Origin of the sequence: Flavobacterium sasangense DSM 21067 (genome assembly GCF_000686885.1) — a bacterium.
Classification (GTDB): Bacteria; Bacteroidota; Bacteroidia; order Flavobacteriales; family Flavobacteriaceae; genus Flavobacterium; species Flavobacterium sasangense.
Genome location: NZ_JMLU01000008.1, coordinates 71,894 through 84,179, shown reverse-complemented (window position 1 = coordinate 84,179; position 12,286 = coordinate 71,894). Strand labels below are relative to the sequence as shown.

At 32.6% G+C, this 12,286-nt stretch carries 14 protein-coding genes; 6 read left to right on the top strand and 8 right to left on the bottom strand.

All coding sequences use genetic code 11. The features are described 5' to 3' along the window. Positions 1-10 precede the first annotated feature (10 nt). The 6 genes from BP92_RS0107915 to BP92_RS0107890 all read left to right on the top strand — a co-directional run bounded on the left by BP92_RS0107915 (position 11) and on the right by BP92_RS0107890 (position 6,461). Positions 11-886 (top strand): helix-turn-helix transcriptional regulator, encoded by an 876-nt coding sequence (locus BP92_RS0107915; RefSeq protein ID WP_026725567.1) that lies wholly within the window; start codon positions 11-13, stop codon positions 884-886. A 97-nt stretch (positions 887-983) separates the two neighbouring features. Next, the gene (hemH, locus tag BP92_RS0107910) at positions 984-2,006 is read left to right on the top strand and encodes a ferrochelatase (protein ID WP_026725566.1); all 1,023 of its coding nucleotides are present in this window, start codon (positions 984-986) and stop codon (positions 2,004-2,006) included. A 5-nt stretch (positions 2,007-2,011) separates the two neighbouring features. Further along, a complete protein-coding gene (locus BP92_RS0107905; protein WP_026725565.1) occupies positions 2,012-2,557 on the top strand; it encodes a CopD family protein in 546 nt (181 codons plus the stop codon). A 72-nt stretch (positions 2,558-2,629) separates the two neighbouring features. Beyond that, positions 2,630-4,042 carry a sensor histidine kinase gene (locus tag BP92_RS0107900; protein ID WP_026725564.1) on the top strand — a complete coding sequence of 471 codons (1,413 nt, stop codon included), beginning with the start codon at positions 2,630-2,632 and terminating at the stop codon, positions 4,040-4,042. A gap of 15 nt (positions 4,043-4,057) precedes the next feature. Beyond that, entirely contained in the window at positions 4,058-4,834 is a 777-nt protein-coding gene (locus BP92_RS0107895; protein WP_026725563.1) for an enoyl-CoA hydratase/isomerase family protein, read from the top strand. 7 nt (positions 4,835-4,841) lie between these two features. Continuing rightward, positions 4,842-6,461: a hypothetical protein gene (locus BP92_RS0107890; protein WP_026725562.1), complete on the top strand. Its 1,620-nt coding sequence runs from the start codon at positions 4,842-4,844 to the stop codon at positions 6,459-6,461. Positions 6,462-6,494: 33 nt separating this feature from the next. Here the strand turns inward: BP92_RS0107890 and BP92_RS0107885 are convergent, their stop codons facing one another. From BP92_RS0107885 to BP92_RS0107855, 8 genes are all read right to left on the bottom strand, one after another. Next, entirely contained in the window at positions 6,495-7,139 is a 645-nt protein-coding gene (locus BP92_RS0107885; protein ID WP_035693109.1) for an HD domain-containing protein, read from the bottom strand. A gap of 68 nt (positions 7,140-7,207) precedes the next feature. Next, positions 7,208-8,206, bottom strand: coding sequence for an acyl-ACP desaturase (locus BP92_RS0107880; protein WP_026725560.1), 999 nt, complete (start codon positions 8,204-8,206; stop codon positions 7,208-7,210). 5 nt (positions 8,207-8,211) lie between these two features. Beyond that, positions 8,212-8,946 (bottom strand): lysophospholipid acyltransferase family protein, encoded by a 735-nt coding sequence (locus tag BP92_RS0107875; RefSeq protein WP_026725559.1) that lies wholly within the window; start codon positions 8,944-8,946, stop codon positions 8,212-8,214. A 132-nt stretch (positions 8,947-9,078) separates the two neighbouring features. Then, positions 9,079-9,747, bottom strand: a complete 669-nt coding sequence (locus BP92_RS16010) for a formyltransferase family protein (protein WP_051604428.1) — start codon at positions 9,745-9,747, stop codon at positions 9,079-9,081. After that, positions 9,744-10,259, bottom strand: coding sequence for a GNAT family N-acetyltransferase (locus BP92_RS17265; protein WP_245598369.1), 516 nt, complete (start codon positions 10,257-10,259; stop codon positions 9,744-9,746). Before BP92_RS17265 ends, BP92_RS16010 begins: the two co-directional genes overlap by 4 nt. Beyond that, entirely contained in the window at positions 10,175-10,813 is a 639-nt protein-coding gene (locus tag BP92_RS17260) for a hypothetical protein (RefSeq protein WP_211252189.1), read from the bottom strand. Before BP92_RS17260 ends, BP92_RS17265 begins: the two co-directional genes overlap by 85 nt. Before the next feature lie 53 nt (positions 10,814-10,866). Beyond that, positions 10,867-10,995, bottom strand: a complete 129-nt coding sequence (locus BP92_RS17420) for a hypothetical protein (protein ID WP_262486605.1) — start codon at positions 10,993-10,995, stop codon at positions 10,867-10,869. A 73-nt stretch (positions 10,996-11,068) separates the two neighbouring features. Beyond that, positions 11,069-12,157 carry a DNA cytosine methyltransferase gene (locus tag BP92_RS0107855; RefSeq protein WP_026725558.1) on the bottom strand — a complete coding sequence of 363 codons (1,089 nt, stop codon included), beginning with the start codon at positions 12,155-12,157 and terminating at the stop codon, positions 11,069-11,071. Between the last annotated feature and the right edge of the window lie 129 nt (positions 12,158-12,286).

The following is a 12,286-nucleotide window of genomic DNA, read 5'->3' as shown; positions in this document are numbered from 1 at the left end:
AAATATCGCTATGGGTTCATTAGAAGAAATAAAAATTGAAAACGACTTTATTTTATTGCGTTTTCAAAATGATAGTAATGAAATAATTAAAATAGAACGACCTGTAAACCAAGGACTTATTCAGTTTCATTTTGGTTTAAAAGGGAAGGGTAAATTTATTTTCAATCATGGGAATTATGCTTTAGATTTAAGAGAAGAGAAATCTCTTTTGTTTTATAATCCGCAAAAGGAATTGCCTATTCATTTAGAATTAGCACCCAATACTTGGATAATTTCGGTTATTGTATCTATAAAAAAATTCCATGGATTATTTTCAGCAGAAGCGGAAAATATTCCTTTTTTAAGTGAAGAAAATAAAGACAAGAAATATTATAAAGAAAATGACATAAGTCCTTCTATGTCAATTGTGTTGAGTCAAATATTCCATTATAATTTAAATTCGTTTATCAAAAACTTATATTATAAAGGAAAAGGATATGAACTGTTGAGTTTGTATTTTAATCGTTCCGAGGATCCAAATGCGGAACAATGTCCGTTTTTAATTGACGAAGAGAACGTTTTAAAAATTAAGAAGGCAAAAGAAATTATCATTGCTAATATGGCCGAGCCTCCTACATTAGAAGTTTTATCGGAACAAGTAGGGTTGAGTCTTAAAAAGCTAAAAATGGGTTTCAAACAAATTTATGGCGATACGGTTTACGGATTTCTATTTGACTACAAAATGGATTATGCACGTCAATTGTTAGATAGTGGTTCGTATAATGTAAATGAAGTGGGATTGAAAATTGGTTATAGTACAGGTAGCCATTTTATTGCTGCCTTCAAGAAAAAATTTGGTACGACACCTAAAAAATATTTAATGAATTTGAATGCTAATATTGAATAGTTCAATTATATTGATTTTGTAAATCGTATCATAGATAAAAAACGTATATAAAACTTTCCTTAAAAATAAGATTGATTACTTTTATAAAAAAAAGAAAATGAAAAAAGGAGTACTGTTAATTAATTTAGGTTCACCGGATAGCCCTGAGCCAAAAGATGTTAGAAAATATTTAGATGAATTTTTAATGGACGAACGTGTTATCGATGTCCCTTATTTACTTAGAGCCTTACTAGTAAAAGGAATTATTTTAAATACTCGTCCAAAAAAATCAGCTAAAGCATACAAAAAAATTTGGTGGGAAGAAGGTTCACCATTAATTGTGTTATCAAAACGATTACAAAATAAAGTTCAAGAACAAGTAAGTATTCCGGTTTCTTTAGCCATGCGTTATGGAAATCCAAGTATCGAATTTGGTTTAAAAGAATTACACAATCAAGAGGTTGATGAGGTTTTATTAATTCCATTGTATCCTCAGTTTGCTATGGCAACTACTGAAACTATTTTAGTATTAGCCGAAGAAATTCGCAAAAAACAATTCCCAAAAATGGAATTCACGGTTCTTCCAGCTTTTTATAACCAACCAGATTACATTCGTGATTTGTCTAATTCTATCAAATCGGCTTTAGATAATTTCAAATCAGATTATTTATTGTTTTCGTATCATGGTGTTCCAGAGCGACACATTAAAAAATCAGATGTAACAAAATCGCATTGTAAAATTGATGGAAGTTGTTGCAATACACCTTCAAAAGCACATGAATTCTGCTATCGTCATCAATGTTATGAAACTACTAAACAAGTGGCCGAATTTTTAGGTTTGGAAGAAGGAAAATACAGTACCTCTTTTCAATCTCGTTTAGGTCGCGATCCTTGGTTACAACCTTATACCGATGCTACCATTGATGGATTAGCTCAAAAAGGCATTAAAAATTTAGCTGTTGTTACTCCAGCTTTTGTATCGGATTGTTTAGAAACTTTAGAAGAAATTGGAATGGAAGCAGCACATAGTTTTAAAGAAAACGGAGGTGAAAATTTCTTATCCATTCCATGTTTAAACGATAGTGAAGATTGGGTAAAAACCATGAGCCGTTGGATTGATCAATGGGCTTTTCAAAATTAATATAAATGGAATTATACAATTACATAAAATCGTTGCATTTAATTTTTGTGGTTACTTGGTTTGCTGGGTTGTTTTACATTGTTAGGTTATTTGTTTATCACGCAGAGGCTAAACAAAAATCTCAACCTGAACAAGACATATTGATTAAACAATATCAATTAATGCAATACCGTTTGTGGTATATTATTACTTGGCCAAGCGCTATTTTAGCAAGTCTTTTTGCTTTTTGGATGCTATATTTCAAATATGGCTTGATTTATGCTGATTATTTTCAGGTAAAATTGTGCTTTGTTTTTTTGCTATATTTATATCATTTAAAATGCCATCAAATATTTAAACAATTACAAAAAAACGAAGTAAAACATTCGGGTAATTTTTTTAGAATTTGGAACGAAGGTGCTACTATTATACTTTTTGCAGTAGTTTTTTTAATAATTGTTAGAGATGCAATTAATTGGATTTTTGGAGTTGTTGGTATTCTTACTTTTTCAATTCTATTAATGTTAGGATTTAAATTATACAAGAAAATCCGAGAAAAAAATAACAGCTAATTTTTAGCACAACAAATGGATAGAATATTAAACTTTAAGAACCTTTCCTTGCGTGTAAGAATATTTCTTTCCATGATATTCTTAACGTTAATTGCATCTGTTCTTATTGCTGCAGTTTCTATTTATCAATTTAGAAAAGAAGCTCGTGAATATCATCAAGATAGGCTAGAAAGAAAAGAAGCTGCTATTACTGAGCATATTAATTACGTGCTTCAAACCACTACTTATCCACTTACAACAGAAAATATTCCATTAATTTTTAAAGATAAAATTTTTGAATTGGCGGATATTCATAGTATGGAAATTAATTTTTTCGATTTGAAAGGAAAATTATTGATTTCGTCAAAAGCTATTTTTAAGTTTGATAAAGACAAACCTAAAATCAATCCATCCACATTAAAAATCATACAATCTTCATTAGATAAACGCTACATTGAGTTTTCAAAAGTTGATGGACAATCGTTTCGTTCTTCTTATTCTTATTTAAAGGATACCAAGTTTAAACCTATGGGGATTTTAAATTTACCATATGAAGAAAACACTGAGTTTTATGATAATGAAGTTCAAAATTTCTTAATTCGATTTGGACAGGTGTATATTTTCATGTTTTTAATTTCAATTATTCTTTCCTACTTCTTATCAAGTTACATTACAAAATCGTTGAAGATTATTAGCGATAAAATTGAAGAAACACAATTGAATCAACGCAATGAGAAAATTGTAATTGAAGATGGAAGTAAAGAGATCAACTTGCTGATTAAATCATACAATACTATGGTTGACAAGTTAGAAGAAAGTGCTACGATTTTAGCTCAAAGTGAAAGAGAACAAGCTTGGCGCGAAATGGCAAAACAAGTAGCACATGAAATCAAAAATCCACTAACACCAATGCGATTAACTGTGCAAAGTTTTCAAAGAAAATTTGATCCAAATGATCCGAATATAACCCAAAAATTAGACGATTACACTAAAACAATTTTACAACAAATTGATACGATGACAGCTGTTGCGGGTGCTTTTTCAAATTTTGCAACGATGCCTGCTCAGCAAAACGAAACCTTAAATGTGGTTCGAATTGTAAAGATGGCATTGGAAATTTTTAATGAAGATTACATTCAGTTTTCAGCATTGGAAGATGAAATTATAGCTAAATTAGATCGAACACAACTAATTCGTGTAATTACCAATTTGGTTAAAAACGCAATTCAAGCTATCCCGGAAGAACAAGAAAATAAATTGGTTTTTGTTACGGTTTTTAGACAAGATAACGAAGTTAAAATTGCAGTAAAAGACAACGGAAAAGGAATTTCAAAAGAAAATCAGGAACGCGTTTTTGAACCAAAATTCACTACAAAATCAAGCGGAATGGGACTTGGTTTAGCTATTATTAAAAATATTATAGAAAATTATAACGGAACAATTACCTTTGAAACGGAACCTAATGTGGGAACTGAATTTTTGGTTTCTTTCCCAATAAATAAATAATCAAAACAAGTAAAGATGGAAAATATTCTTATTGAAAAACATGATGCTATTGCAATTGTAACGATTAACAGACCAACGAAATTAAATGCTTTAAATAAGGCAACTATTCAAGAATTACACGATGGATTTAAATCGTTAAACGAAGATAAATCAGTAAAAGCAATTATTGTAACGGGTAGTGGAGAAAAAGCTTTTGTTGCAGGAGCCGATATTTCAGAATTCGCGCATTTTTCAGTAGAAGAAGGTGGAAAATTAGCTGCTGAAGGGCAAAGATTGTTGTTTGATTTTGTGCAAAATTTAAGCACTCCAGTAATTGCAGCTGTAAACGGTTTTGCTTTAGGTGGCGGATTAGAATTAGCGATGTCATGTCATTTTAGAGTAGCATCAGATAACGCAAAAATGGGATTACCTGAAGTAACGTTAGGAGTTATTCCAGGTTATGGAGGAACACAACGTTTAGCACAATTAGTAGGAAAAGGTCGTGCTATGGAAATGATTATGACTGCTGGCATGATTGATGCCGAAACCGCTAAAAACTACGGCTTAGTAAACCATGTTGTTCCGCAAGCAGAATTGTTAGAATTGGCTAAAGGAATTGCAACAAAAATCACAAAAAATTCAAGTGTAGCTATCGCAAAAGCAATTGAAGCTATTAATGCCAATTTTGAAGACGGAACGAATGGTTATGAAGTAGAAATTAAAAACTTTGGTTTTTGTTTTGGAACCGAAGATTTTAAAGAAGGAACAACTGCATTTTTAGAAAAACGTAAAGCAGAGTTTCCAGGGAAATAATGTTATTATGAATAAAATAATCTTTTTTCTTTTTTTTTCAACTTTTTTAGTAGCTCAAGACTTAACTTTTAAAATTGAGAAAAGCGAACTTTTTGCAGATGAATATAAAGACTCTAAAATTATTTTAGTTGAGAAAGCTAATGTAAACGATATTCATATTCTTCGGTCATTTAAAAGTAGTGTTTCAACGAAGCGAGGTTTTTATATTGAAAAATATGATAAATCATTAAAAAAAATTAAAGAATTTGAATTTGAAATATCGCATCCAGTTTCAGAAAAATATAGTTTGGTTATAGGAGCTTTTTTCAAAGATTCTAAATTTTATATTATAGAAATGTTTTATGATTTAAAGGGTAAAAATTACGTTTGTCTGGCTAATATTGTTGATGAAAATTACAAAGTGTCTAAAAAGGAACTTTTTAAATTAAATAAAGAATTAGTTAAAGGTTTTGGACTTGAAACACATTACTACAATGAATATTTATTAGATAAGAACATAAGTAATTTAGGTTTGTTTGAACAGGAAAGTAGTAACCGTATTGGTTTTTTCAGTAACGTAAATTCAAAAGTTTCTGAGAATAACAGTTCATCTGATGTTGTTTTTAAAGTAAACAATCAAAAAACAATGTTTTCAATAGCAGTGAGTTTTAAATACGGAAGTAAAGAAAACACCAAATTATTTCTTTTTGATTTAAGCTTGAATCAAAAAATAGAAAAAGATTTTTCATTTGAAAAAAACACTGTAATTAATAAAAACATTGAATTGCATGAAAACTTAGAAGTTATTTATTTAACTCAAAAGATTTATTCAACGGAATTGAAAAATAAGGAATCTGGTGGAGAATATTTTTATGAGATAAAACAAGTAAGTTCAACTGATGTTAAAACAAAGAGAATAAATGTCGAAAATCATTATTTGCCATCATTAAGTTTTTTCTGTTTGAAAGATAAGCTTTATGGACTTGGTTTTTATTCTGATAATGCTGATTTTAAATATAGTGGTATTGCATTTTTTGAATTAGATTCGCATAATTTAGAGATAAAAAATTCAAAATATTCCTCTTTTACTCAGCAATTTGTTTTCGATAAATATGGAGAAAATAAATATAATGAACTTAAAAATATTATTATTAAAAATGTTTATTTGCAAGAGGATGGATTAGTTGTTAATAGTGAAGAGCAATATGCTACGACTAATAATTCCTCAAATAGCAAATTATATAATTACGACGATATCATATCTTTAAGATTAAACAATAAAGGTGATTTAATTAGCGCAAGAAATATTAATAAAAGACAATCAGTTGGCAATCCTGAAGACAGCCCTTTTATTTCTTACCAATCTTGCTTATCAAATAATAAAAATTATTTTTTTATAAATGCTAAAGATAAAATGAGAGAGTTATCTAATCAAAGAATCGAATTTAAAGGAACGAATTGGCTTACTAATTCTAATTTATTTGTTATATCAATGAATGAAAAGGGTGATTTCTTATACAAACAAATACTAAGTGATGAAGAAAATGATGTTCCTTTTATGGTTTCAAAAGGAGTATTCATTGATGATTCGATTGTTTTTTTAGGTCAAAAAGGCAAGAAAAAACAACTACTAAAAGTTACTTTATAATAAAAAAGGAGATTGTGAAAACAATCTCCTTTTTTATTCCTGACCATCCCATTCAGCATAAAATTGACTCAAAAATGTTACCATAAAATCATGACGTTTTTGAGCGATTTTTTTACCTGTTTCGGTGTTCATTTTATCTTTTAGAAGTAATAATTTTTCGTAAAAGTGATTCAAAGTTGGGGATTCACTATTCTTATATTCTTCTTTACTCATATTCAAATTAGGTTGAATATTAGGATTGTACAACGGACGATTTTTGAATCCTCCATAATTAAAAGTACGAGCAATTCCAATCGCGCCAATCGCATCCAATCGATCGGCATCTTGAACGATTTCTAATTCTTTTGAGTGAAAATCTTTTTCGAAATTCCCGCCTTTAAACGAAATGTTTTCAATAATCGCAATCACATGTGAAATGATAGCTTCAGAAACATTTTGGGATTCCAAAAAAGTTCTTGCTGTTTTTGGTCCAACGGATTCATCACCACCATGAAATTTAGAATCTGCAATATCATGAAGCAAAGCGGCTAATTTCACTACTGTTAAGTCACATTCTTCTTCTTCGGCAATTAATAAAGCATTTTTATAAACTCTTTCAATGTGAAACCAATCGTGACCACCCTCAGCATGAGTTAGTTGATTCTTAACAAAAAGTATAGTATTGTTGATAATTTGCATGGTTCTAATTTACAAAAAAATTCCAAACTCATAACGGAATTTGGAATCTCAAATTTATTTTTTGAATGTTATTTTACTAAAGCAGGCTGCACCCATTTAAAAAGTTGTCCTTCAGCAGGAACTACCAATCGTTCCGAAATTCTTGTCATTCTTTCAGGTAATTTCATTAAATAATCTCTAGCTTTTTCTGCTTCATCGCTAAGATTGGTAATTTTATCAATTTCCCATTTCTCATTCAATTTTTTTAGAATGTCTACATAATCCATCGCCGTGTAAACACCTAAACGTTGTGCTGATTCTGAGAATTTTTCAAATGCAGTTCCAATGCTTTCACCAGATTCTCTAATTAAATGTGCAGGCATCGTAATTTTTTTCTTCATCATGTATTGAAATGACAACATCATTTCGCTTGGGTCAATTTCAAAAATACGTTTTACAAATTCACTATAGGCTAAGTGATGACGCATTTCGTCTCCAGCAATTAAATTACACATTTTGAATAATTTTTTATCACCAAATTTCTTCGCCATCTGTGCTACACGATTGTGTGAAACATACGTAGCTAATTCTTGAAAACTAGTGAAAACAAAGTTCTTGTATGGATCTCGATCAGTTCCAGGATCAAAACCATCGTTGATTAAATGCTGTGTTGTAACTTCAACCTCACGCATATTTACTCTTCCTGAAAGGTATAAATATTTGTTTAATACATCTCCGTGGCGGTTTTCTTCACCTGTCCATTGACGTAACCATTTTGCCCAACCGTTATCGCCTTTTTCTCCTTTTTGAGAAACACCTTCTACATCCATTAACCAGGTTTCGTAGGTTGGTAAAGCTTCTTCAGTAATGGTATCACCAACTAGTGTAACCCAAAAATCATAAGGTAAATCTTTAGCAATTTCACGAAGTTCCGAAACTTCTTCAATAAAGTTTTCGTTTTCAGAATTGGGAAGTAAATCAGTAGGTTGCCAGATTTTTTCAACTGGAATTAAGAATTCTTCCATGAAGTGGTCAATTTTCTTTTCTAGAAATTGCATCACTTCTAAACGGACATTTTGAATAGACATAGGGGTTATATTTTAATATGTTTTGTAATTACAGATTCGGTTTTTTCAAAAATTTCTTCAAACGGATGTTCTGAAATTTTCATAGGCTCATGAATGGTGAATTCTAAACGAGTTCCTAATCCGAGAGGGAAGGTACCAAATTTAGTCATTTTCCATGAATTATTTATAGTAATTGGCAAGAAGTAGGCATCTGGAGCAAACTTGTATAACATTTTTAATCCGTTCACTGCAAATGGTTTAGGTGTTCCAGTTTTACTTCTTGTTCCTTCTGGGAATATGACAACCGAGTAGTTATTTTTGTTAATTAATTCGGCTACTTTTTTAATTTCGGGTAAAGCTTGTTTTGGATCTTTTCTGTCAATTAATGCTGATCCTCCGTGTTTTAAATTATAGGAAACGCTCGGAATTCCTTTTCCTAATTCGATTTTACTGATAAATTTTGGATGTACTTTTCGTAAAAACCAAATGATTGTAGTAATATCATGTAAACTTTGATGATTTGCAACAATAACTAAAGGTTTGTTTTCAGGAACATTTTCCATTCCTTTAATATGATAGGTAGTTCCAACAATGTGTGCCGTTCTAACCAAAAACCAGTTCAAATAAGCCACACTTAAACGATGCGCATTGTACCCAAAAACATTGAAGCAAATCCATTGTATTGGGTGGAAAATCAATAACCAAAGTAAGAATAGAATGTAATAAACTATTGATAGTGGATAAGAAAGAATTTTTTCCATGTATAAACCTATATAATCGCAAAATTAAAATGTGCATAAATCAAATTTAAAATGTGCACAATTTCAGAGCAAATATAGTAATCTTTATCAGTATTTAAACGGTATTTAAAAAGCCCCTAAACGGGGCTTTATTTATGTGCTTGGTGATGCGAATTGCTCTAACATCAATAAATCTGGTTTAAACACGTCCTTGACGTCTGTATTAGGCTCAAAAGTGCTAAATTCTTTCTTCTGTGGCTTTTTTATAATTATTCCATTACTTATATCCACTAATGCCTTTTCAATCAATTGTAGCCCCATAGATTGTAATTCGTGTTCCCATAAAAGTTTGGCCGCCTTTCGTGGATCTATTCCATACATCTTTGGATCTATGAAACAAATATCCTGATAGGCAATATCGCCCCTGTCTATTCCGTTATTTAACCAAAATACAGTCCCTCCAGTAATTGCATCACGCATACGAACCGCCCACTCAATGGATGAGCGTCCACGATGACGAGGCAATAAGCTAGGGTGGTAACCTATCCAACCAATTTTCGCTTTGTAACGTGTTCTCACGCCGATATAATCGAATGAGTGAGCCGTTATTCCAATATCCACATTATCGGGGAATGTGTCCGCATTTAAAGAACCCGCAGGAACTACGGGAATATCAAATGTACGAGCCATTTTTGTAACATATCTATCATCCAAAGGAGAGCAAACGCCTACAACTTCAACAAAGTCCAATCGAGTGCATAAACTCAATACTTGCTCACCAAAATACTTTTGACCACTTATAAAAACTCTTAACTTTTTCATTTTCCTAAATATTTAAAACTTTGAACGGCTCTAAAGTGGCCACCATAACCACAACCTGTAATTCCGTTTTCTTTCTTACCTGTTTTGACGATACTTGCATTACTACGTTTTTTATTTGCTCCAAACAACATCGCACCAGTCTGAACCCACTTTTCAGAGTTTCTCAAGTAACCACAAAGTTGTGGGTGTGAAGTATGAAAGAAAGTGTGGTATTTATGTCCACAACGTCCATTTCCTTCTAAATGGTACTGCATAACCTCGTTTAAAAATGCAGTTCCAACGCCTGCACCTTGCCACTCTGGCATAACAACCAACCGAGTAGCTCGATAAGCCTTTGCAGTAAATAAGGGACAAACTGCTACGTGTGCAACGAGTTCGCCATTTACAACGCCAACAAAATACTCCGCTGCAGGTGGATGTTTTAGATCTAAATAGTAATGCTCTTTAAAAAACTTCCAGTAAGTTCCGTTGACCTTCCAAACTTCGAGCTTAACTTCTGGTCGTTTCCCAATATCGCTTTTTTTTTTAATACTTTGGTGTTCACGTCATACACCCAGTCTGGTTGAAGCCACTCAATTATATCATAATGGCACGATAACAAAACTACTTTTTTGCCTTTGTTCCTACGCCAGTTCTTACCGAACGCCAACGCCCCAACTTTAGCAATTTGTCTATCAATTACAGATGTGAACTCGTCAACGACAACCTCGTCGGGAGCTTCGGTAACTAACCGAGCCAATCCCGCTCTAAATTGCTGACCGTTGGATAACGCATTGAAAGGTCGCAACCAACTTGGAACGTCACCCAATCCCACCGATGCCAATGCTCCTGTAGCTTGGTTAAAATCGCCATTTGGTAAAATGCAATCCACTATCGGTTTGGTTGAGTCCCAACCTTTGTAAAGGTCATAAAGTTTGTCCTCTCCAAAGAATTGACGGCCTAAAGAAGTTTTGCCACTTCCCGAAGTTCCTACGATTAAACCAATACCCCAATCCAAATCGTCAATATCAATATTAAATTCTTGCACCCAGTTTGCACCACTTTCGGCATTGAATAAAGACTTCACTCGTTGAGCCCTGTAACTTTCAAAATCCTTGCACGAATGTTCAACTTTTATTATCATACCGTTACTACTTTAAGGGTTAAACCTTCTTTTTGGAGCTTCTCGAAAATAGCTTTTTGCTCCTCCTCATCTTTGCAAATTACAATAACACCGTATTGCTCTTTGTAGTTAAATTTTTTTGTCATTTTTATAACTTTTTTTATCTTTTTATTTGGTTAATTCATTGATAAATACTATCTTTACATAGTATTTGAAAGGTTACGCTTTGGTAAAAAGAACATTCCATTCTTTGTGAATTCTGTTTGCCAACTTTGCCATCATTAGCGGTGGAACTGACATACCTAACGTGTATTGAACTTTTGAACTTTTTTGGCTTCCGAAGTCATAATCTAATGGGAATGACTGTGCGAGCTTCATTTCGATTGTATTCATTCTTCTTGACTCGTCAAATAATGTAAGTTTAGATCCTTCACTACTTGCAATCGTTGGTACTGGTTTGTGCGGATAAATGAAAACGCTATTGAAATTCGAGTCTCGAGTTTCAATTCTCCACAAAACATCAGAATATTTTCGATCTCCATAAATTCGCCTGTCCCAAATTCTTTGGTCATGGTCAGTCCAACCTGTGTCATTTAGCCCATCGGTTCTAATTTCTTCAAATGGTATTGGATCCTGTGCAAACTTTAAATCCAGTTTTGGGAATTCTGAAAACAATAGCCCGAATGGCTTCGGAAGTAACTCCACCAAATCTTGACGAATAGCCACAAAAAACACTCGTTCTCTTTTTTGTGGTACGCCCATCTGCGAACTATCCAACTCAAACTCCTGTACCAAATAACCTGCCTTATCAAATTCGGTTATTACTTTTCGAACATAGTCCCGGGCATTGCCTTTTAATATTCCTGTTACATTTTCGGCCACTACAATTTTTGGCTGTAGTCTTTTAGCCAAATCAATAAAGTCATAAAATAGCGTGTCGAGAACCTGCTCCGCTTGACCCTCTGAAAACTTCCTTTGTTTACCCCAATCTCTCTCTCGAGTTCCACTCATTGAAAACGAGCTACACGGAGGCGAGCCGTCCAAAATATCCAGTTCAAATAATTCCGCAGGTAAATCCGTTCTGTTTTTAAAAGTTTGGATTGCTTCAACAAAAGCAAACTTTGGATTATGATTTTTTACATACATATCCGCCATTCGTTTGTCAATCTCAAGAAAACCGACCACGTCAAAACCTGCCAATTTGTAGCCCATAGTTGAGCCACCACCACACGCAAAGCAGCTAAATACTTTACCTTTGTTTTTTGGAAAATAGGCATCTGCCAACTTCCAACGATAATTTAATTCCATTCGTTTTTTGATTGATGATTAATGATTATATTTGTGCCTCTCACTTCATTAAACACAAAACCCGAAAACCCACAGAAGACATATTGTCCTCCGTAGGGCTTTCGGGTTCGTGTTTAAAAATGAGGTGAG

Excerpts from the sequence above, each read along its gene's own strand:
- BP92_RS0107915 (WP_026725567.1), top strand. The coding sequence starts at position 11 with ATGGGTTCATTAGAAGAAATAAAAATTGAAAACGACTTTATTTTATTG.
- hemH (WP_026725566.1), top strand. The coding sequence starts at position 984 with ATGAAAAAAGGAGTACTGTTAATTAATTTAGGTTCACCGGATAGCCCT.
- BP92_RS0107905 (WP_026725565.1), top strand. The coding sequence starts at position 2,012 with ATGGAATTATACAATTACATAAAATCGTTGCATTTAATTTTTGTGGTT.
- BP92_RS0107900 (WP_026725564.1), top strand. The coding sequence starts at position 2,630 with ATGATATTCTTAACGTTAATTGCATCTGTTCTTATTGCTGCAGTTTCT.
- BP92_RS0107895 (WP_026725563.1), top strand. The coding sequence starts at position 4,058 with ATGGAAAATATTCTTATTGAAAAACATGATGCTATTGCAATTGTAACG.
- BP92_RS0107890 (WP_026725562.1), top strand. The coding sequence starts at position 4,842 with ATGAATAAAATAATCTTTTTTCTTTTTTTTTCAACTTTTTTAGTAGCT.
- BP92_RS0107885 (WP_035693109.1), bottom strand. The coding sequence starts at position 7,139 with ATGCAAATTATCAACAATACTATACTTTTTGTTAAGAATCAACTAACT.
- BP92_RS0107880 (WP_026725560.1), bottom strand. The coding sequence starts at position 8,206 with ATGTCTATTCAAAATGTCCGTTTAGAAGTGATGCAATTTCTAGAAAAG.
- BP92_RS0107875 (WP_026725559.1), bottom strand. The coding sequence starts at position 8,946 with ATGGAAAAAATTCTTTCTTATCCACTATCAATAGTTTATTACATTCTA.
- BP92_RS16010 (WP_051604428.1), bottom strand. The coding sequence starts at position 9,747 with ATGAAAAAGTTAAGAGTTTTTATAAGTGGTCAAAAGTATTTTGGTGAG.
- BP92_RS17420 (WP_262486605.1), bottom strand. The coding sequence starts at position 10,995 with ATGACAAAAAAATTTAACTACAAAGAGCAATACGGTGTTATTGTAATT.
- BP92_RS0107855 (WP_026725558.1), bottom strand. The coding sequence starts at position 12,157 with ATGGAATTAAATTATCGTTGGAAGTTGGCAGATGCCTATTTTCCAAAA.